The sequence below is a fragment of the Azospirillum humicireducens genome, from assembly GCF_001639105.2.
Classification (GTDB): domain Bacteria; phylum Pseudomonadota; class Alphaproteobacteria; order Azospirillales; family Azospirillaceae; genus Azospirillum; species Azospirillum humicireducens.
Genome location: NZ_CP028903.1, coordinates 235,327 through 254,869, shown reverse-complemented (window position 1 = coordinate 254,869; position 19,543 = coordinate 235,327). Strand labels below are relative to the sequence as shown.

The 19,543-nt window shown below is 67.1% G+C and carries 17 protein-coding genes and 3 pseudogenes; 7 read left to right on the top strand and 13 right to left on the bottom strand.

Translation table 11 applies throughout. From position 1 onward, the window contains the following. Positions 1-36: 36 nt before the first annotated feature. The 12 genes and pseudogenes from A6A40_RS18985 to A6A40_RS18935 all read right to left on the bottom strand — a co-directional run bounded on the left by A6A40_RS18985 (position 37) and on the right by A6A40_RS18935 (position 11,339). Positions 37-975 (bottom strand): shikimate dehydrogenase, encoded by a 939-nt coding sequence (locus tag A6A40_RS18985; RefSeq protein WP_236783893.1) that lies wholly within the window; start codon positions 973-975, stop codon positions 37-39. Beyond that, the gene (gene aroQ / locus A6A40_RS18980; RefSeq protein ID WP_108547471.1) at positions 972-1,421 is read right to left on the bottom strand and encodes a type II 3-dehydroquinate dehydratase; all 450 of its coding nucleotides are present in this window, start codon (positions 1,419-1,421) and stop codon (positions 972-974) included. Before aroQ ends, A6A40_RS18985 begins: the two co-directional genes overlap by 4 nt. A gap of 40 nt (positions 1,422-1,461) precedes the next feature. Beyond that, entirely contained in the window at positions 1,462-3,402 is a 1,941-nt protein-coding gene (locus A6A40_RS18975) for a bifunctional sugar phosphate isomerase/epimerase/4-hydroxyphenylpyruvate dioxygenase family protein (protein WP_108547470.1), read from the bottom strand. A gap of 191 nt (positions 3,403-3,593) precedes the next feature. Next, positions 3,594-5,369 carry a chloride channel protein gene (locus A6A40_RS18970; RefSeq protein WP_236783892.1) on the bottom strand — a complete coding sequence of 592 codons (1,776 nt, stop codon included), beginning with the start codon at positions 5,367-5,369 and terminating at the stop codon, positions 3,594-3,596. A 49-nt stretch (positions 5,370-5,418) separates the two neighbouring features. Continuing rightward, positions 5,419-6,342, bottom strand: coding sequence for an aminotransferase class IV (locus A6A40_RS18965; protein ID WP_108547468.1), 924 nt, complete (start codon positions 6,340-6,342; stop codon positions 5,419-5,421). An 84-nt stretch (positions 6,343-6,426) separates the two neighbouring features. Continuing rightward, positions 6,427-6,639: pseudogene (locus A6A40_RS31500) on the bottom strand (amino acid ABC transporter ATP-binding protein); the annotation flags it as partial. A 1-nt stretch (position 6,640) separates the two neighbouring features. Next, positions 6,641-7,158 (bottom strand): amino acid ABC transporter ATP-binding protein (locus A6A40_RS18960; protein ID WP_269467685.1); only part of this gene is annotated, 518 nt, incomplete at its 3' end. 26 nt (positions 7,159-7,184) lie between these two features. Further along, positions 7,185-7,850: an amino acid ABC transporter permease gene (locus A6A40_RS18955; RefSeq protein ID WP_108547466.1), complete on the bottom strand. Its 666-nt coding sequence runs from the start codon at positions 7,848-7,850 to the stop codon at positions 7,185-7,187. Between the two features lie 12 nt (positions 7,851-7,862). Beyond that, positions 7,863-8,528, bottom strand: a complete 666-nt coding sequence (locus A6A40_RS18950; RefSeq protein WP_108547465.1) for an amino acid ABC transporter permease — start codon at positions 8,526-8,528, stop codon at positions 7,863-7,865. Positions 8,529-8,707: 179 nt separating this feature from the next. Next, positions 8,708-9,568 (bottom strand): transporter substrate-binding domain-containing protein, encoded by an 861-nt coding sequence (locus A6A40_RS18945; RefSeq protein WP_108547464.1) that lies wholly within the window; start codon positions 9,566-9,568, stop codon positions 8,708-8,710. Between the two features lie 58 nt (positions 9,569-9,626). Then, positions 9,627-10,343 (bottom strand): GntR family transcriptional regulator, encoded by a 717-nt coding sequence (locus tag A6A40_RS18940; RefSeq protein ID WP_108547463.1) that lies wholly within the window; start codon positions 10,341-10,343, stop codon positions 9,627-9,629. Between the two features lie 87 nt (positions 10,344-10,430). Beyond that, positions 10,431-11,339 (bottom strand): LysR family transcriptional regulator, encoded by a 909-nt coding sequence (locus tag A6A40_RS18935; RefSeq protein WP_108547462.1) that lies wholly within the window; start codon positions 11,337-11,339, stop codon positions 10,431-10,433. A 176-nt stretch (positions 11,340-11,515) separates the two neighbouring features. On the opposite strand from A6A40_RS18935, the gene A6A40_RS18930 reads away from it, so the two are divergent. From A6A40_RS18930 to A6A40_RS18905, 7 genes and pseudogenes are all read left to right on the top strand, one after another. Beyond that, the gene (locus A6A40_RS18930) at positions 11,516-12,616 is read left to right on the top strand and encodes an ABC transporter substrate-binding protein (protein ID WP_108547461.1); all 1,101 of its coding nucleotides are present in this window, start codon (positions 11,516-11,518) and stop codon (positions 12,614-12,616) included. 229 nt (positions 12,617-12,845) lie between these two features. Further along, positions 12,846-13,207: pseudogene (locus A6A40_RS31495) on the top strand (ABC transporter ATP-binding protein); the annotation flags it as partial. Position 13,208: 1 nt separating this feature from the next. Further along, positions 13,209-13,878 (top strand): ABC transporter ATP-binding protein (locus A6A40_RS31490; RefSeq protein ID WP_236783891.1); only part of this gene is annotated, 670 nt, incomplete at its 5' end. Continuing rightward, positions 13,875-14,726 carry an ABC transporter permease gene (locus tag A6A40_RS18920; RefSeq protein ID WP_108547460.1) on the top strand — a complete coding sequence of 284 codons (852 nt, stop codon included), beginning with the start codon at positions 13,875-13,877 and terminating at the stop codon, positions 14,724-14,726. The genes A6A40_RS31490 and A6A40_RS18920, both read left to right, overlap by 4 nt. Further along, entirely contained in the window at positions 14,723-15,523 is an 801-nt protein-coding gene (locus tag A6A40_RS18915) for an ABC transporter permease (protein ID WP_167562497.1), read from the top strand. The genes A6A40_RS18920 and A6A40_RS18915 overlap by 4 nt, the downstream gene beginning before the upstream one ends. A 47-nt stretch (positions 15,524-15,570) precedes the next feature. Next, positions 15,571-16,623 carry an agmatinase gene (gene speB, locus A6A40_RS18910; RefSeq protein ID WP_108547458.1) on the top strand — a complete coding sequence of 351 codons (1,053 nt, stop codon included), beginning with the start codon at positions 15,571-15,573 and terminating at the stop codon, positions 16,621-16,623. Further along, a pseudogene (locus tag A6A40_RS18905) lies at positions 16,620-16,862 on the top strand (TRAP transporter large permease subunit); the annotation flags it as partial. The gene speB and the pseudogene A6A40_RS18905, both read left to right, overlap by 4 nt. Positions 16,863-17,074: 212 nt before the next feature. On the opposite strand, the gene torA reads toward A6A40_RS18905, so the two are convergent. Then, entirely contained in the window at positions 17,075-19,537 is a 2,463-nt protein-coding gene (gene torA / locus A6A40_RS18900; RefSeq protein WP_108548020.1) for a trimethylamine-N-oxide reductase TorA, read from the bottom strand. Positions 19,538-19,543 lie beyond the last annotated feature (6 nt).

Here is a 19,543-nt window from a genome sequence, read left to right as displayed (position 1 = left end):
CAGGGCCGGATTCTTGGTGTCGATTGCAGCCGAGTATCAGGCTGCCGGCATGCCGGCGTCCATCGACGCGAAATGCGCGCGGACGCGCTCGGCATCCGGTGAAACTCCGGTGAACAGGCGGAAGGCGTCCACCGCCTGGAACACCGCCATGCCGCCGCCGTCCAGGGTTCGGCAGCCGATGGCGCGGGCGGTGCGCAGCAACTCGGTCTCCAGCGGGAAATAGACGATCTCCGCCACCCACAGCCGCGGATGCAGCATGTCGGCCGGCAGTGGTAGGCCGGGGAATTTCGCCATTCCCGTGGGGGTGGCGTGGATCAGCCCGTCCGCCGCGGCGGTTGCCGCGCGCAATTCATCCCGGTCGGCGACCGCCGCGGCCCGCCCGGCGCCGAAGCGGTCGTTGAGCTGGTCGGCCAGCAGCACCGCCCGTGCGGGGTCGGCGTCGACGATGTCCAGCCGTCCCGTCCCGAGATGGAAGGCGGCATGACCGACCGCCGCGCCGGCCCCGCCGGCGCCCAGAAGCACCACCCGGTCCATCGGCACGCTGCCGAGGCCGCGGCGGAAGCCCTCGGCGAAGCCGGAGCAGTCGGTGTTGTGGCCGACCCGCCGGCCATCCTTCAGCACGACGGTGTTGACCGCCCCGATGGCGCGGGCATCGTCCGACAGCTCGTCCAGCAGCGGGATGATCGCCTGCTTGCAGGGATAGGTGACGTTCAGGCCGGTGTATCCCATGCGTTCGGCACCAGACAGCAACTCCGGCAGGGCGTCGGGACCGATGCCGAGACGGTCGAGGTCGATCAGCCGGTAGATGCAGCGCAGGCCGAGCGCGTCTGCCTCCCGTTCATGCATCGCCGGGGTTCGCGAAGCCTGGATGCCGGCGCCGATCAACCCGACGAGGATCGAGTTTCCGGGGTTGGGGGCAGGGGCAGGGGCAGGGGCAGGTGCGGGGACGGCGGTCGGCCGGGAAATGGCGTTCATTTCGCGGCGCTCTCAAGCAGCCGGGCCATGCGCTGGAGGGCCAGCGTGTAGCCCTGCGTGCCGAAGCCGCAGATCACCCCGGCCGCGACGCGTGACACATAGGAGAAGTGGCGGAATTCCTCGCGCCTGTGGATGTTGGAGATGTGGACCTCCAGGATGGGGAAGGCGCAGGCCGACAGCGCGTCCATCAGCGACACCGAGGTATGGGTCAGGCCGGCCGGATTGATGACCAGCCCGTCGACCGTCTCGCGCGCCTCGTGAATCCAGTCGATCAGCACATGTTCGGCGTTGGACTGCCGGAAATCGACGGCAAGCCCCAGCCCTTCGCCGGTGCCGCGGCAGTCGGCTTCGACGTCGGCCAGGGTCTCGAAGCCGTAGATGTGCGGCTCGCGCTTGCCCAGCAGATTGAGGTTGGGTCCGTTCAGGACCAGGATCTTACGGCTCATGGTCGGGCGTCTCCAAACAAACGCACTGTTTCGTTCATTTTCAGTCGAGATAGAGTTCGGGCCGGGCGCCTTCGCGCAGCTGGGCCTGTACAGCCATGCGCACGGCGGCATTCACCGCACCGAACTGCCGGTAACCGCCACGCCGCTCCACCACCTCGAAGAAGAAGCGGTCGTCGAAGCTGTCGGTGTAAGCGTGAAAAAACTCTCCGTCCCCCTCCCCCTGGGCGTCGCGGTCATACAGCAGTTCGTGTTTCTTCAGCATCGCCAGCGCCGCATCGTCCAGCGGGTGCTTGACCGCGAGGTCGTCGTAATAGTTGGCGGGGATCGGCAGGAAGGGGGCACCGGCGGCCAGACGGTCCTTCACCAGCGCGGCGGCGTCCGCAGTGGCGAAGGCGATGTGGTGGACGCCGGCGCCGGATGTGGCGCTGACGAAGCGGCCCGTGGCGGTCCGCCGGCTTTCCGAGATGTTCAGGGGCAGCCGCACGCCCCGGCCTGGCTCCGCATCGGGGCTGACCAGCGCCCGGCTGCGGATCAGGCCGTAGGGGTCCGGCAACTCCCACAGGCTTTCCGGCACGAAGCCGAAGACCGTGCGGTAGAACAGCACGAAGCTGTCCATCCGCCCGAAGGGCAGGGCCTGAGCGACATGGTCGATCCCAAGCAGCGGGCCGTGCAGGGCCGCTGGGCTGGCGGGATGTCCGGGAAGCTCTTCCGCGAACAGGTGGAAATCATCTTCCCAGATGCTGCGGCGGGCCTCCTTGTCGTCGACCAGATAGATCAGCGTGCCGTCGGGTGCCCGCAGTGCCGGGATGCGGCGTTCGCCGTCGCCGACCCGCTCGCGCCACAGCACGCATTGCAGCGCCTCGGCGCGGGCGATGGTGCGGGCGGCATCGTCCACCGCGAAGGCCATGGCGCAGACCGACGGACCGTGCATCTGGAAATGTTCCGATGCCGCGGAATCCTCCTCGCTGTTCAGCACCAGATTGACCCCACCCTGACGGTAGAGATCGACATCCTTGGAGCGGTGGCGCCCGGCATGGCGGAAGCCCAGGCTGCCGAGCAGGGCGGACAGCTTGTCCCGCGCGGCGGCGTCGACGGCGAATTCGAGGAACTCCACGCCATGGCAGACCGGCGGCGCCGGCAGGCCGGGACCGAAACCGGCTTCGGCCTCCGCATGGATCAGCGAGCGCAGCCCGTCGAGAGCGGTCAGGCGGGCAGGGGCGGCGCGGAACTCGTCGTTGAAGATCTCCAGCGACAGCGGGCCGCGGTAGCCGGACGCCAGAACGGCGTCAAGAAAGCGCCCGACCGGCAACTGGCCCTGGCCCGGGAAACTGCGGAAATGGCGGCTCCAGGACAGCACGTCCATCGACAGTTTGGGGGCGTCGGCCAACTGCACGAAGAAGATGCGCTCGCCCGGCAGGTCGGCGATGCCCGACGGGTCGTCGTCCAGGGCCAGGGTGTGGAAGCTGTCGACGATCAGCCCCAGCGCCGGGTGATCGGCGCGCCGCACGATATCCCAGGCCTGGCGCCAGCGGTTGACATGCCGCCCCCAGGCCAAAGCCTCGTAGCCGACACGCAGGCCGCGGCGCTGTGCCCGCTCCGCCATGTCGGTGAGGTCGGCGGCGGCACGGGCAGGATCGTCGATGGCGGTGGGCTGGACGTTGGAGCAGACCAGAACGAGGTCGGTGCCCAACTCCTGCATCACGTCGAACTTGCGCTCCGCCCGGTCGAGGTTGCGGGCGCGGATCGGCTCCGGCATCGCCTCGAAGTCGCGGAATGGCTGGAACAGGGTGATCTCAAGCCCCAAGCCCTCGGCAATGCGGCGCACATCGGCCGGCGATCCGTCGAAGGTCAGCAGATCGTTCTCGAAAATTTCGACACCGTCAAAGCCGATGGTGGCCGCCGCCTCGAGCTTCTCCGGCAGGGTGCCGCTCAGCGAGACGGTGGCGATCGACTTCTTGAAGGTAAAGGCGCTGGACGGCATGGGAGCCCTTTCGGCAGCGGCATGGTTCGTACACATCAACAAACGTACCAGTTCGTACATTTTTGCGCAATACGCTTTGTCAGCCGATCATTCGCAGTCCTAACCACCGGGCGGAGAGGGGGGACGAAGCATGTCATCGCTCTCTCACCACCTTCAGGGCGAGCCGCGCAGCGCTCCGCCGTCCGCGGCCGTCACAGCAGGCCACCCTCGCGCAGCCGCCCGTCCAGCTCCTCGTTGTAGCGTTTCAGCGCGTGCTGTTCGGTCAGCAGCCCGATCACCCGCATCCGCTCGGTGCCATCGACCACCGCCAGCACGTCGCTCTCCGCCGTGGCGAAACTCTTCATCGCCTCGCGGATGTTGACGTCTGGCAGCAGCTTTTCGGTCTTGAGACGGATGAGATCGGCAAGTTCGGCGGTTTCCGCCGTCTCGCGGTGGGCATCGGACACGAAGACGATCCCGGCATAGCGGTCGGCCTGATCGACGACGATCACCCTCTGGGTGGAGCCCAAGGGGAAGGCGCGGCGGAACTGGGTGAGCGTCTGGTCGTCGCGCACGGTGCGGACATCCTTGCGCATCATGCGCCCGACCGTCAGGTCGCGGATCCAGCCGATGTCGGCGGCGCTGCGGATCGACTCGCCGCGCAGATGGAAGCGCCAGGTGGCGAAGGAATAGCCGAAGACCCGGCGGACGGTGATCGACGACACCACCGCGGCGGCCAGCACCGCGATGGTCAGCGGCAGGCTGCCGGTGACCTCCAGCGCCAGGAATGCCATCGTCAGCGGCGCGCCGAGCACGGCGGTGGCCATGGCGCACATGCCGACGATGCCGATCACAACCGCCGGGATGGTCAGTCCGACCGCCAGCATCCAACCGATGGCGACCAGCTTGCCCAGCATCGCCCCCAGGAACAGCGAGGCGAAGAACAGGCCGCCGCGGAAGCCGGACCCGATGGAAATCGCCGAAGCGAGCGCCTTCAGCCCGATCAGCGCCAGCAGAACCGGAGCCGTGTAATAGGCGTTGAAGCCGACATGCAGCGCGCCATGGCCCGACGACAGCACCGCCGGCGTGGCGAGCGCCAGCAGCCCGATGCAGCCGCCGCCGACGACCGGGCGGGCCCACACTGGAACGCGGCTGCGGTTGAAGACCGTCTCCACCAGCGCGACCGTCCGCATCATGGCGATGCCGAGCAGGGCGCACAGCACGCCCATCAGGCAGACCAGCGCATAGTCGGCCGCTCCGAGGCTGCCGGCGAAGCCGACCTGCAAGGACGGCTGCGGCAGGATCAGCCGCATGACACCGACGCCGGTCATGGCGGCGACGCCGACCGGGGCCAGGGTGGAGATCGAATAGCTGGCGATCACCAGCTCGAAGGCATAGAAGGCGCCGGTCAGCGGCGCGTCGAAGGCCGCCGCGATCGCCGCAGCGGTGCCGCAGCCGACCAGCGTGCGCAGATCGGCGCGGCGAACATGGAAGATGCGGCCGAGCTTGGACGCCACCATGGCGCCGGCCTGGGCATAGCCGGCCTCCATGCCGACCGAGGCGCCGAAGCCGTTGGACAGCATGGTTTGCAGGACCAGGATCAGGCTGCCACGGATGGGGATGCGCCCGCCATGCAGCGCGTTGGCCTCCACCGGATCGATGATCGACAGGCGTGGAAGCCGGGCCAGCAGCCAGCCGAGCGCCGCCATCAGCCAGCCCCCGGCGACCGGAACCAGCGCCGCCCGCCAGGGATCGATGGCGGCGACCCCGCTCACGTCGTGGCCTTCCACCGCGAACAGGACGTGATGGAGCGACTGCACCGCCGTGACGATGGCGGCGACGAAGCAGGCGGCGAGGATGCCGATGCCGGCCGCCAGCACCACCAGCCAGATCTCGTCGCCACGCACGAAGGCGCGCAGCCATGCCGGAGCCCTGATCCCCGGCCCCTCTTCCGGCAGGGACAGCCTGGCTTTCAGCGACTGGAACATGCGTCGGGCTGCCGCCTCCGGCGTTTGGGGGTATGTGGCGGGCCCGCCGTCAGCCGAGCATCGCGCGGGCATACAGCTCGGCGATGTGCGCGGTGACCGGCCCCGGCCTGCCGTCGCCGATCCGCCGGCCGTCGATCCGCACCACTGGGGTGATGCCGCCCAGCGTGCCGGTGACGAAGGCCTCGTCGGCGCCATAGACCTCCGCCAGGGTGAAGTCGTGCTCGCGCACCGTGCCGCCGTCCTTGCGGAACAGATCGATCGTCTTGGCGCGGGTGATGCCCTTGAAGTTGAAGCGGCCGGTGGAGGTCCAGAGTTCGCCCTTGCGGACGATGAAGAAGTTGGTCGAGTTGCAGCTCGCCACGAAGCCTTGCGGATCGAGCATCAGCGCCTCGTCGGCGCCGGCATTGATCGCCTGGATCAGCGCCTGGATGAAGTTGAGCCGGCTGTGCGAATTGAGACGCAGGTCGAAGACGTCGGGGCCGCTGCACCGGATGGTCGAGGTGAACAGCGTCAGCCCCTTGGCCTTCGATTCCGGCTTCGGCGCCTTGTATTCGGCGATGATGACGATGGTGGCCTGCCCAAGCGCGAAGCGGGGATCCTGGTTGGGCGTCTTCTTGCGGCCGCGGGTGACCATCAGGCGGATGTGGGCGCCGTCGGTCATGCCGTTGCGGTCGAGCGTGGCCTGGATCGCCGCGACCAGCTCCTGCCGCGTCATGCCGATGTCGAGCTGGATGGCGTTGGCGCCCTCGTAGAGGCGATCCATATGGTCGTCCAGCGCCAGGATGCGGCCCTTGACCAGCCGCAGCCCTTCCCACACGCCGTCGCCCAGCACGAAGCCGGCGTCGAAGACCGAGACCTTTGCCTCGTCGCGCTTGAAGAACTCGCCATTCACATAGATCAGCACCTCGTCGTTGCGGCTGTCGTCGACATAGCCCTGCGAACTCGTCCGGCTGACCGTGCTGTTCGAAACCATCACATTGCCCTTTCCCGGCGGCGGCCGGCCATTCCGGCCGGCACTGCGCCGCCTGTTTCTCGGATGCCCAGAAGGAAGATCGGATCAGAAGGAAAATTCGGTGAAGCGCTCCAGGAAGGCGCGGGTGCGTTCCTGTTTGGGATGCTTCAGCACCTCGTCCGGCGTGCCGACCTCGTGGAAGACGCCGTCGGCGAGGAAGATCACCTTGGTGGCGAAGTGATAGGCGAAGCCAAGCTCGTGGGTGACGAGCAGCATGGTCCGCCCCTCCTCCGCCAGTTGCCGGATGACGCGCAGCACNATGGCGAGCGCGCGGGCGATGGCCACCCGCTGCTGCTGGCCGCCCGACAGCCGTCCGGGATAGACGTCGGTCTTACCGCCCAGCCCGACCTTGTCCAGCTCGCGCAGGGCCCGCTCGCGCGCCTCCGCCTTCTTCATCCGCTTGACCGTGACCAGCCCTTCCATGGCGTTCTCCAGCACGGTCATGTGCGGGAACAGGTTGAACTGCTGGAACACCATGCCGACGCGCTCGCGGACCCGGCAAAGCTCGCTTTCGGGATAGCGCACCTCGTCGGTCTTGCCGGCGGATGCCCGGCCGAGCGGAGTGCCGTCGAGCGCGATCCGGCCGGAGGTCGGCATCTCCATGAAATTGAGGCAACGCAGGAAGGTGCTCTTCCCCGATCCGCTGCCGCCGATGATGGCGACGCGCTCGCCGGCGGCCACGGAGAAGTCGATTCCCTGCAGCACATGCAGCGTCCCGAACCATTTGTGGAGGCCGGACACCTGGAGGATCGGCGGCGGCGTTGTGGGATCTGGCATGGACGGAGTCTCCGCTTGCATGACGGTCAGCCCTTGCCGGCCATGCGGCGTTCGAGGGTCATCGACAGGAAGGTGGCCGGATAGATCAGGACGAAATAGACGACCGCCACGGTCGTGAGGATTTCGAAGGGACGGTAGTAGGTCGAACTCAGCAGCCGGCCCTGGTACATCAGCTCATGGACCGACAGCACGGAGGCCAGCGACGACATCTTCGCCACCTCCACCGCGCGGTTGGTGAAGGCGGGGAGCATCAGCTTGAAGACCTGCGGCAGGATGATCCGGCGAAGCACGTCGGCATGCCGCATGCCCAGCGCCTTCGCCCCCTCCCATTGGCCGCGGGCGATTGACTGGATGCCGCCGCGGAAGATCTCCGCCCCATAGGCCGAGGTGTTCAGCGCCAGACCCAGCAGCGCCGCCGTGAAGGGCGACAGCTGGACCCCGATCAGGATGGGAAAGGCGTAGTAGAACCAGATCAGCTGGATCAGCACCGGCGTGTCGCGGAACAGCTCGATGTAGACGAGGCTGCCGCCGCGCAGCCACCGGCTGCGCGACAGCCGGGCGAGCGCCAGGACGAGGCCTCCGGCCAGCCCGATGGCGAGGCTGGGCAGCCAGAGCTGCAGCGTCACCAGAAAGCCGCGCATCAGGATCGGGAAGGTCTCCACCACCAGGGCGAAGTCGAAGGCGTAGTCCATCTCTCCGTCTCCTCAGCGGTAGGCGGTGAGCCGCGCTTCCGCGACCCGGGCCAGCGCGCTGCACGAGACCAGCAGCACGAGATAGAGCAGGGCGACGGCGGTGTAGACCTCCAGCGGCCGGAAGGTTTCGCTGTTCACCATCATCGCCTGATAGAGAAGCTCCCCATAAGCCAGCGTGGAGGCGAGCGCCGTGGTCTTGATCAGTTCGAAGGAACGTTCGACGAAGGGGGCGACCATGCGCGTCGCCGCCTGCGGCACCACGATGCGCCGCATCAGCTGCGTGTGGGTCATGCCCAGCGCCTTCGCCCCTTCCCACTGGCCGCGCTCGATGGAGCGGATGCCGCCGCGGAACACCTCGGCATAGAAGGCGCCGGACTGGGTGGACAGGGCGAGCACGGCGGCGACCAGCGGATCGAGGCTGATGTTCAGAACCACCGGCAGGGCGTAGAAGAACCAGAAGAAATGCACGATGGGCGGCGTGTTCCGGTAGAACTCGACGAAGATCGCCGCCGGCAGACGCAAAATCCGGCGCGGCGACAGCCGCAGCAGCGCCAGGACCAGCCCGACGAGAACGCCGAAGACGATGGCGATTGCAGCAATCTTCACCGTGTTGAGCAGACCGTCGAGCAGCATCGGCCATCGCGTCAGGACCGGCGTGAAATCCCATTGATAGCTCATGCGGCGTCCTTGACGATGGCCTGCGACTACAGACGATGCGCGTCTCTCACGCCGTCACTCCCGCGCAGGCGGGAATCCAGCTGTTTCAGCCGCTCGGTTGCGGAGTTTCCTGGATCCTCGCCTTCGCGGGGATGACGGTGGAACGGGCTTCTCCCGGACTTGGCGAGCAGATCGCCGCCTCAGCGCCAGGCTTCCTTGATCAGGCCCGGAATCTTCGAGGCATCGACGTTCTTAGACTTCAGATAACCGGCGAACAGCTGGTCGGGGACGCCGTCGGCGTAGAGCGTCTTGAGCTGCCCGTCCAGCCAGTCGCGGAATGCCGGGTTCTCCTCCTTGCGCAGGCCCACGCTGGTGGCCACCGGCTCCACCGGTTCGGGCAGGATGACCTTGCCCAGCCGCAGGCGGGTCTGCTGCACGACGAGCGCCGGATGGAACTGGACGGCGACGTCGATGCGCTTGGCGGCGAAGGCGGCGATGGTCTCGTCGTTGTTGGAGAACCGGTTGATCGCCGCCTGCTTCACCAGCGCGGTCACGTTCTTGTCCAGCGAGGTGCCGAGCGTCACGCCGATGCGCAGGCCCGGCTTGTCGATGTCCGACCAAGTCTTGATGGTCGAATCGCCGGCGACCAGCGCGCCCATGGCATAGTAGAAGAGCGGAGCGTCGGGGAAGTCGATGGCCTTGCGCCGCTCCTCGGTCGGGTCGAGGACGAACATCAGGTCGATCTGGTCGGCCTGGAGCGCGCCCACCGCGTTGGCCCAGGTCGTCTCCACCGGAACTAGGGTGGCGCCGAGGCTGGCGGCCAGCCGCTGACCCATAGCCACGCCGACGCCGGTCCAGGTCTCGGTCATCGGATCCTTGAAGAACCAGGGCTCGGCCGAGGTCACGCCGATGCGCAGGCGCTTGCTCTCCTTGATCCTGTCCAGGGTAGAGGGCGAGGCGGCGAGCGTCGGCAGGGCCGACAGCCCGACGGCAGCGCCAGCGGTGGCGGCGGCAAGGCCGAGCAGGGTCCTGCGGCCGATTTTCCCCTGGTCGATGGTCATCTCAAAGCCTCCTCTGTCTGTTCGTCGTCTTTTTGTGGGTTCGGCCAGCGGTGCTCCGTCAGGGAGCCTGGACAGCGCGGGCCTCGCGGCCCCGCAGAAAGTCTTCGGTCTGCCGGCCGCCACGGGCCATGTGGTCGGTAATTTCGGACTTCAGCGCGTCGAAATCGTCGGAGAGCGCCATCGCCACATAGCGGTCGTGGCCGTCGCGGCGCGGACCGCGGATGCCGTGTGCGCGGTGGTGCGCCGCCCAATAGAGCTGCAAGCGTCCGCGGATGCTGTCCCAGGTCCGGATCAGCAGCTTGTGCCCGGTCGCCTCATAGACGAAACCGTGCAGCTGCAGTTCGGCGACGATGCTGGCGGCATCGTCCTCGGCGTCGATGCAGGCGGTGAGCGCGTCGTGCCGGGCAACGAGTCCCTGGCGGAATGCTTGGTCCCGCCGCGCCCAGATCTGCTCGAAGGCGAAGATCTCCAGAGTGACGCGCATCGAATAGATCTCGCGCACGTCATCGACCGACAGGCCGACGACGTGGGTGCCGGTGTAGGGCACGGCGACCAGCAGCCCCTCGTCGATCAGCTGCCGCATGGCTTCGCGCAAGGGGCCTCGGCTGACCCCGAACTGGTCGGCAAGCACGGTCTCGACGAGCTGTGCGCCGGGCTCGATGTCGCCGTTCAGGATCGCGGCCCGCAAACCGTCCGCGATGTGGGCGCGGAAGGTCGCCTTCGGCACGCGTGCCAGGACCGATCCCGCGGCCTTGCCCTTTGCTCCGTCGGACATGCGCCTCACCGTAGACAGTCGATTGTTGACAATCTGAGCCGGTATTACGGAGCTGTCAACCGGCAATGTCTTGTAGCCGGACGGCATTCACCGGCCGGCGATCTCCTCCCGTGTCAGGGTCATGAACAGATCGACCACCGGAGTCCTGGCCCGGTCGCTGTGGACCGCGATCTGGAACGGCGAGTGATAGGACAGCACCCGTGGCAGCAGGGCGCGCAGCCGTCCGGCCTGGATGAAGGGAGCGGCATAATGGTCGGGCAGGTAGCCGAGATAGCGGCCGGACAGGACCAGCCGGGCGGCCCCCTCCATGTCGCTGACGGTCGCGTGCGGCGCGCTGATGGCGAAGATCTTGATGTCGCGCGCGCCCCAATAGCTGCGGGCCACCAGCCGGTGACGGCGCACCTCGTCCAGATCGACCATGTCGTCCGGACGGTCGAACAGCGGATGGCCGGCCCCGCAGTAGAACAGGTTGGTTTCCGTGTAGAGGTCGATGTAGGAGAGGCCCGGCACGATCCGCGGAAAGCTGGCGATGGCAAGATGCAGCTCGCCCCCGATCACGTCGCGCAGCAGCTCGTTGGGTGGCCGGGTGGCGATGGCGAGGTTGACCTCGGGGGCGGCGTCGGCGAAGCGGGTGATCACGCGCTCCAGCGGGAAATTCGGATCGGTCAGCGTGTTGTCCACCAGCCCGATGGTGAGGGTGCCGGTCAGGCGGTCGCGCAAGCCCCGCACGCGGGCGCCGAACCGGTCCAGCGTGTCGAACACCCGCCGCAGCTCGTCATAGACCGCCTGCCCCTCCTCCGTCAGCTTGAAGCCGGAGCGGCCGCGCCGGCAAAGCCGCACCCCCAGCCGCCCTTCCAGTTCGGCGAAATGGGTGGAGATGGTGGAAAGCGACAGGTTCAGTTCGCCTTGCGCCGCAGTAAACCCTCCGGCCTCGACCACGGTCATGAACAGGCGAAAGAGCCGCAGCTCGGCGGTCTCGATGGTCATCCGGCTCATGCGATCGGCAATCCTCCGGCTTGAATGGGGGCCTGAAAGGGGAATGGGCCGGTCTTACTTCGGCTCCTGTCGAAGTAAGATACAAAGAATTCGGGATGTGTGGGAACGCAAAGTCGCCGTCTAATTCCAGCATGCAATTCCATCGGGGCTGACCCACGACGAGAGGGAGACACGCTATGAAGATCGGCGCGGGACTGGGCAAGGGACTGGGCAGACGGGCGGTGCTGGCGGGTGCGGGCGGGCTTGCCGCCGCCGCCGCGGTGGGGTTTCCCTCCATCGTCCGGGCCCAATCGAAGTCGCTGAAGATCGGGGTGTATGGCGGCTACTTCAAGGACAGCTTCGACAAGCACATATTCCCGGACTTCACCAAGGCGACCGGCATCGCGGTGGAGGCGGTGGCCGAACCGACGGGCGAGGCCTGGCTGATCCAGCTTGAGCAGGCGGCCCGTGCGAAGCAGGCGCCGGCCGACGTGTCGATGATGTCCCAGGTGGCAATGCTGAAGGGCATGGCGGCCGAACTGTGGGCGCCGCTCGATCCCGCCAAGCTGCCGAACGCCGCCAAGGTCAAGCCGGCGCTGATCAACAAATACCCAGACGGCCGGCTGTCGGGCGTCGGTGCGGTGTCCTGGTACATCACCCTGGTGACCAACACCAAGACCTTCCCGCAGGCTCCGGAGAGCTGGGCGGCACTGTGGGATAAGGCGAACAAGGACAAGCTCGGCCTGCTGGCGCTGGTCTCCAACTCCTTCCTGCTGGACGTGACCGCCGCCACCTTCTTCGGCGGATCCAAGCATCTCGACACCGAGCAGGGCCAGCTGGACTGTTTCAAGAAGCTGGCCGAGCTGAAGAACAATGTGAAGCTGTGGTATCGCGACGAGGCGCAGTTCGAGGCGGCGCTGAAGTCCGGCGAAGTCCCGATGGGGCAATATTACCACGACGTCACCGGGCTTGCCGCCGCCGACGGCCATCCGGTGCGCTCCACCTTCCCCAAGGAGGGGGGCATCCTCGATTCCGGCAGCTGGGCGGTGTCCAAGGCGTCCAAGGCCGGCGATCTGGCCCATGTCTTCATCGACTACATGTGCCAGCCGCAAATCCAGGCGCTGCTGTCGCGCAAGGTCGGCACCTCGCCGACCATCGACCGCTCGGCCACCGATCTGACGGACAAGGAATTCGCCGCCGTCTCCTCCGATCTGGCGCCCATCGTTCCGCGCTATGACCTCTATGTGTCGAAGGCCGACTGGTTGAACCAGAAATGGACGGAAATGATCGTGGGCTGAGAGTTCGTGAGTTTCTGTGGGGCCTTCTTCGGTCGTCATTCCCGCGAAGGCGGGAATCCAGACGTTCCGGGGGCTCAGGAATCGGATCAGCCTGGATCCCCCACCTCCGCGGGGATGACAGCCGAGAGAAGCCCATAAGAGCTTATAGGCTCTGACCCGCGAGCGCCCTTCCCCCCCCGCAATGTTGGGGGAAGGGGTCCGTCCTTTCCGAACGATCCGAAGGCCCGCCATGTCCGCCCTCGTTCTCGATGGTCTCTCCAAGCGTTACGGCAGTTTCACCGCGGTACACGGGGCGAGCCTGCGCATCCCGCACGGTCAGTTCGTCTGCCTGCTGGGGCCCTCCGGCTGCGGCAAGACCACGCTCCTGCGGATGATCGCCGGGCTGGAGGAACCCTCCGGCGGCCAGTTGCTGATCGACGACCGTGACATCACCGCGACCCCAGCCCACAAGCGGGATTTCGGCATGGTGTTCCAGTCGCTGGCCCTGTTCCCCCATCTCAGCGCCGGGGAGAACATCGCCTATCCCCTGCGCATCCGTGACGTTCCCGCCGATGAGCGCCGCCGCAAGGCGGACAGCCTGCTGGAGCTGGTNGCAGCGCGTCGCCATCGCCCGCGCCCTGGCGCTTGAGCCGAAACTGTTCCTGCTCGACGAACCGCTGTCGGCGCTCGACGCCAAGCTGCGCGAGGCGATGCAGATCGAACTGAAGCAGCTTCAGCGGCGGCTGGGCATCACCACGATCGTCGTCACCCACGACCAGCGCGAGGCGATGACCATGGCCGATCTGGTGGTGGTGATGTCGGAGGGGCGGATCCGTCAGGCCGCCCCACCGATGGAGGTCTACCGCCGGCCGGCCGACGCCTTCGTCGCCGACTTCATCGGCATGACCAACCTGCTGGAGGGCGAGGTGACGGCCCCCGGCCGCGCCAGCGTGCCGGGTGGTGAGCTTGTCATCGACGGACTGCCGCCGCATGGCCGCGCCCTGCTGTCGGTCAGGCCGGAGGAGGTGCTGCTGCATTCCGCCATGGGCACCGGGCAGGAGGGCGGGGAGAACCGGCTGACCGGAACCCTGTCCTTCGTCCGCGATCTCGGCGCCAGCGTCGAGTTCCGCATCGACGTCGGCGGGCGGGAGATCGTGGCGCTGACCCGGCCGCAGGACCGCCCGGCGGTCGAGCCGGGTGCCGCCGTCATCGTCGAGATTCCGGCGGAAGCCTGCGTCGTGCTGCCGCCGGAGGGCGGATCGGTAGGGGAGCGAGCGTCATGATCCGCCGCGCCCCCCGCAGCCTGGGCGAGCACGCGCCGATCCTGTTTCCGGCGCTGATGCTGGTCGTCTTCTTCGTCATTCCCTTCGGCCTGATGATCGCGGTCAGCGTCGCCCGCCGGATCCCCGGCGGCTTCTACGAACCCGATCTGGTGCTCGCCAATTACGAACGGTTCCTCAGCGCCTTCTTCGGCGGGGTCCTGTCCTTCTCGCTGGAGTTGGCGGCGCTGGTGGCCGTGGTGGCGGTCGGCATCGGCTTTCCCTTCACCTACCGGCTGGCGCGGCTGCCGCGGGCAGCCCAGGTGCGCTGGCTGGTCTTCCTGCTGTCGATCCTGTCGCTGTCGGAGGTGATCATCGGCTTCGCGTGGTCGACCCTGCTGTCGCGCACCGCCGGGATCACCAACTTCTTGGTGGCGGTCGGGCTGATGGCGGAACCGCAATCGCTGTCTCCCAGCTTCGGCGCGCTGCTGGCCGGCATGGTCTATCAGGCCTTCCCCTACACCGTGCTGGTGCTCTATCCGGCGCTCGCCCGGCTCGACCCGGCGCTGGTGGAGGCGTCGCGGACGCTGGGGGCCTCGCCGCTCAAGGCCTTCTTCACCGTGGTGGTGCCGGCCCAGCGCAACACCATCGTCGCCACCCTGATCATGGCCTTCGTCTTCGCGTTGGGCAGCTACCTGCTGCCGCAGCTGCTGGGGCGGCCACAGCACTGGACCCTGTCGGTGCTGATCACCGATCAGGCGATCTATCAGTCCAACATGCCGTTCGCGGCGGCGATGGCGGTCTTCCTGGTGCTGGTCAGTCTGGCGCTGGTCGGGTTGTCCCTGCTGTTCGGACGCAAGGAGGAGGCATGATGCAGCGCTGGCTCAACAGCCTGATGGCCGGCTTGGTCGGCCTCGTCCTGGCAGCGCCGATCCTGGTGGTGGCGGGGGTGTCGCTGAACGCGAAGCGCTCGCTCGACTTCCCGCCCAAGGGACTGTCGCTGTCCTGGTATGCCGAGATCTTCACCGATCCCGGCTGGCGCGGGGCGCTGATCGCCAGCCTTGTGGTGGCTGCATCGTCGGCGGCGCTGGCGGTCGCCATCGCCTTTCCGCTGGCGTGGTTCATCTGGCGCTGGCGGGCGCCCTGGGCGCGGGCGTTCGAGGTGCTGGGCATGGCCCCCTTCATCCTGCCGCCGGTCATCACCGCGCTGGGATTCCTCAGCTTCTGGTCCACCTTCGGGCAGTATGGCGAGCCGTGGACGGTGGTGGTCAGCCACGCCGTCTTCTTCGTCACGCTGCCGCTGGTCACGCTGTCGCTGGGCTTCGGTGCTGTGGACCGCAGCTATGTCGAGGCCGCCTCGACCATGGGGGCCGACGACCGCACCGTGCTGCGGACGGTGGTGATGCCGCTGGTGCGGCCCTACATGATTTCCGGCTTCGCCTTCGCCTTCGTGCTGTCGCTCAACGAATACATCGTCGCCTACATGGTCGCCGGCTTCACGTTGGAAACGCTGCCGATCAAGATCTTCAACGCCCTGCGCTACGGCTACACGCCAACCATGGCTGCCGTCACCGTGCTGTTCGTGCTGCTGACCGCGGCCGTCTTCGGGTTGATCGCCCGCTTCGGCGATCTGCCGCGCCTGCTGGGCGCCTGGATCAAAGCGGACTGACTGGTTCCGACCAGCCCGACCGACCTTCCGACAGGAGACCTTTCAAAATGATCGATCCGGACAAGCTCAACCGCCTGCGCGAGAAGTACAGCGGCAGCGGCGGCGGCGACATCCACTCGCCGGAATTCCAGCGTGTCGCCGCCCTGCAATTCTCCGCCGGGGGACGGCGGACCCAGCCCTTCGCCGGGGTCTCCACCCTGCTCGACGCGCCATACCGTCCGGATGCGCCCGGACTGCCCGATTTCGGCGGGCTGGAGGTTGCGCTGATCGGCGTGCCGATGGATCTGGGGGTGACCAACCGTGCCGGAGCCCGCTTCGGTCCGCGGGCGGTGCGGACCATCGAGCGGATCGGTCCCTACGAATATGTGCTGAGGATGGTGCCGTCGGCATCTTGCCGGCTGGCCGATGTCGGCGATGTGCCGCTGTCCAGCCGATTCAGCCTGGAGGCCTGCCATCACGACATCGAGAGCTTCTACAACAAGGTGGTGGATGCCGGGGTGATCCCGCTGTCGGTCGGCGGCGACCATTCGATCAGCCAATCGATCCTGAAGGCGGTTGGACGGGACCGTCCGGTTGGCATGATCCATTTCGATGCCCATTGCGACACCGGCGGCCCTTATGAAGGGTCGAAGTTCCATCATGGCGGTCCGTTCCGCCAAGCGGTGCTGGACGGCGTGCTCGACCCGGAACGCACGGTGCAGATCGGCATCCGCGGCAGCACCGAATTCCTCTGGGAGTTCTCCTACGAGTCCGGCATGACGGTGATCCATGCCGAGGAGGTGGCGCAGCGCGGCATTCCCGCGGTGATCGAGCAGGCCCGCCGGGTGGTCGGCGACGGGCCGGTCTATGTCTCGTTCGACGTGGACTGCCTCGACCCGGTGTTCGCGCCCGGCACCGGCACGCCGGAGGTCGGCGGGCTGACCACGCGGGAGGCGGTCGAGCTTCTGCGCGGGCTGGCCGGGCTGGACGTGATCGGCGGCGACGTGGTGGAGGTCGCACCTCAGTATGACGCCAACACCACCACCGCCCAGGCCGGCGCGCAGATGCTGTTCGAGATCCTGTGCCTCGCCGTCAAGGCGCTGGAGCAGCGGCGGGGTTGATCCCCGCCGGCCGCTCCACCGCCATGGTGATGCTCCTCGTCGGCGCCGCGATGGTCGCCGCCGGGCCGATCACCGTCGTGCAACTGCCGCAGCAGCTGGCGGTGCTTCTCGGCCCGCTGGTCGACCATCCGCAAGTTCCGATGGTCGGCATGGTCATGGATCTCAGCCCGACGACCCTGATCCTGGTGCCGCTGTCCATGCCGATCGTGAAGATGGCGGGCATCGACCCGGTCCGTTTCTGATTGATGTTCGTCATCAACTGATCTTGCTCCGGGTCAGTGGGGCACGAGCATTCGCGAGGAGCTGGCGCAGGGTGGCGCAGATCGTTCGCGCCGAGATAGCGGTTCCGGGAACAATGGAACGGGAAACCGACCGCTCTCTCTGCCACCCGACGGCGACAGAGCCGATGTGACGGTAAGGCCCTCCATCATATCGGCTCCCGCCCCGATCCTCACGCCGGTTGGCTGAAGACGACAACGGGTGGCAGGCTTCCTTTGAACCGCTCCACCTCGGCAATCCCGGTGTGCCCGCAGTTGGCCTGCGCCAGCTTCGAGGTCGACAGCCCGGTCGTCAGATTGTTGACGTCCCCGTACCGGCACAGGCTGCCGATTTCCCGCGCGTTCGCCGGATCGAACCAGCCGCCTTCGTTGATACGGATCACGCCGCGGCAGATATCGTCGGTGATCTTCAAACCGGCGAGGATCTGGCCACGGTCGTTGAAGACGCGGACCACATCGCCGTCCGACAACCCGCGCGCCCGCGCGTCCTCCGGGTGCATCCAGCAGGGTTCCCGGCCGGCGATGGCGTAGCTCTGCCGGTTGACGGTTCCGCAGAGCTGGGAGTGCAGGCGCATCTGCGGATGGTTGGCGGCGACATGCAGCGGATAGCGGGCGGTCGGCCCCCCCAGCCGCTCCACCGGCTCCATCCAGGTCGCATGCGGCGGACAGTCGTCATAGCCGTATTTCTCGATGGCCGCCGAATACAGCTCGAACTTGCCCGACGCCGTGCCCAGCGCGTTGAGAAGGGGGTCGGCGCGGAAATCGGCATGGCGAACGAAATCGGCCTGCTCCTTGCCGAGCGGGAATTCCAGCGGCTTGTTGCTGTTCCAGAAGACGTCGAAGACCGGCATCTCCATGCCCTTCGCGCGAGATTCGATCTTGGCGGATTCGTAGATGCCGCGGATCCAATCCATCTCGCTGAGGCCCTGGGTGAAGGCGTAGCCCTTGCCCAGCTTGTCGGCGATGGCGGCGAAGATGTCGAAATCGCTGCGCGCCTCGAAGACCGGATCGACGATCTTCTTCATCGGGACGATATGGCTCAGGGCGTAATCCCCGACCTGTTCGATGTCGTTGCGCTCGTAGGAGGTCGTCGCCGGCAGCACGATGTCGGCATGGCGGGCCGAGGCGGTCCACTGCACATCCTGCACGATGAAGGTGTCGAGCTGGCGCCATGCGCGCAGCATCTCGTTGCGGTCCTGCTGGTGGGAGAACGGGTTGCCGCCGGCCCAGTAGGCGAGCTTGATCAGCGGAAGCGTGATCTCATGCCCGTTGAACTGCATCGTCCTGCCGGGATTCAGCAGGGTCTCGACCAGGCGCGAGACCGGGATCGACACCGCGCCGCTCTGCGCCAGCCAGGCCGCCCCGTCGCTCGCCTGACCGGAGGCATCGTCGATCGCCTTGAGGATCGGCGTGGTGTGGGTCGGCGCTCCGCCGGAGGCATAGTGATAGCTGAGGCCGTAGCCGCCGCCCGGCAGGCCGATCTGCCCCAGCATGGCGGCCAGCGTGATCAGCATCCAATGGATCTGTTCGCCATGATGCTGGCGCTGCGTCGAATAGCCGAGAGCCAGCATGGTCCGCTTCGCGGCGAAGCGGCGGGCCAGATCGCGCAGCGTCTCGGCGGGCAGGCCGCAGATGCCGGCGGCCCAGTCGGCGCTTTTCGGCGTCCCGTCGGTCTTGCCGAGAAGATAAGGCAGGAACTTGTCGAAGCCGTTGGTGTAGCGGTCGAGGAAGTCCTGGTTGTGCAGCTTCTCGGTGTAGAGGGTGTGGGCGATGCCGAGCATCATCGCCACGTCGGTCTGCGGACGCGGAGCCAGCCATTCGCCGTTCAGCTCCTTGCAGGTCTCGGTGCGGACCGGGTCGATGCAGAGGACCTTCGTCTTGGCCGCCTTCATCATCGCGATTCCGGGCCAGGCGCCATGGTCGGCGACCTGCCAGGAGATCTGCGAGTTGTTGAGCGGATTGCAGCCCCAGAAGACCATCAACTCGCAATGTTCGGCGAGGTTCTTCCAGGTGGTGCACTGCTCATACACCTCGATGGAGCCGGACACATAGGGCAGGATCACCTGCGCGGCGCCGGTCGAATAGTCGCCGGTGCTGTTGGTGTAGCTGCCGGTGAGGTTCAGCATGCGGCGCAGCAGCGTCTGGCAATTGTGCAGCTTGCCGGGACTCTTCCAGCCATAGGAGCCGGCGAACACCGCCTGCTGGCCGTATTTGGCGCGGACACGGGTGATTTCGCCGGCAACCAGCTCGATGGCCTTGTCCCAGCTCACGCGGACGAAATCGCCGGCGCCGCGCCCGTCAGGATCGGCGCCGGGTCCTTGCTCCAGCCAGGCGCGGCGCACCATGGGATAGCGGATCCGCGATTCCGAGTAGATCGAATCCATCACGCCGGGAAGCTGCGGCGACGGGGACGGATCGCCTTCCCAAGGGATGAATTCGGTCACGCGGCCGTCCGCGACCTTGCCGTAGAAGACGCCCCAGTGGCAACCCGACAGGATCTTCCTGGGCGCCGCCTGTGCGATCGCGCCGCGGGCGAGCAGCGGCAGGCTGGAGAACCCCAATGCCGCCGCAACCGATCCCTTGAGGAAGGCCCGTTTGGAAAGCAGCGGACCGCCGGTCATCGTCAAGTTCTTCATCGTGTT

Bases quoted from the DNA above. Each gene is read 5' to 3' on its own strand.
- A6A40_RS18950 (WP_108547465.1), bottom strand. From the start codon at position 8,528: ATGAGCTATCAATGGGATTTCACGCCGGTCCTGACGCGATGGCCGATG.
- A6A40_RS18935 (WP_108547462.1), bottom strand. From the start codon at position 11,339: ATGAGCCGGATGACCATCGAGACCGCCGAGCTGCGGCTCTTTCGCCTG.
- A6A40_RS18940 (WP_108547463.1), bottom strand. From the start codon at position 10,343: ATGTCCGACGGAGCAAAGGGCAAGGCCGCGGGATCGGTCCTGGCACGC.
- A6A40_RS18930 (WP_108547461.1), top strand. From the start codon at position 11,516: ATGAAGATCGGCGCGGGACTGGGCAAGGGACTGGGCAGACGGGCGGTG.
- A6A40_RS18945 (WP_108547464.1), bottom strand. From the start codon at position 9,568: ATGACCATCGACCAGGGGAAAATCGGCCGCAGGACCCTGCTCGGCCTT.
- A6A40_RS18970 (WP_236783892.1), bottom strand. From the start codon at position 5,369: ATGTTCCAGTCGCTGAAAGCCAGGCTGTCCCTGCCGGAAGAGGGGCCG.
- speB (WP_108547458.1), top strand. From the start codon at position 15,571: ATGATCGATCCGGACAAGCTCAACCGCCTGCGCGAGAAGTACAGCGGC.
- A6A40_RS18975 (WP_108547470.1), bottom strand. From the start codon at position 3,402: ATGCCGTCCAGCGCCTTTACCTTCAAGAAGTCGATCGCCACCGTCTCG.
- torA (WP_108548020.1), bottom strand. From the start codon at position 19,537: ATGAAGAACTTGACGATGACCGGCGGTCCGCTGCTTTCCAAACGGGCC.
- A6A40_RS18920 (WP_108547460.1), top strand. From the start codon at position 13,875: ATGATCCGCCGCGCCCCCCGCAGCCTGGGCGAGCACGCGCCGATCCTG.
- A6A40_RS18915 (WP_167562497.1), top strand. From the start codon at position 14,723: ATGATGCAGCGCTGGCTCAACAGCCTGATGGCCGGCTTGGTCGGCCTC.
- A6A40_RS18965 (WP_108547468.1), bottom strand. From the start codon at position 6,342: ATGGTTTCGAACAGCACGGTCAGCCGGACGAGTTCGCAGGGCTATGTC.
- A6A40_RS18955 (WP_108547466.1), bottom strand. From the start codon at position 7,850: ATGGACTACGCCTTCGACTTCGCCCTGGTGGTGGAGACCTTCCCGATC.
- A6A40_RS18985 (WP_236783893.1), bottom strand. From the start codon at position 975: ATGAACGCCATTTCCCGGCCGACCGCCGTCCCCGCACCTGCCCCTGCC.
- aroQ (WP_108547471.1), bottom strand. From the start codon at position 1,421: ATGAGCCGTAAGATCCTGGTCCTGAACGGACCCAACCTCAATCTGCTG.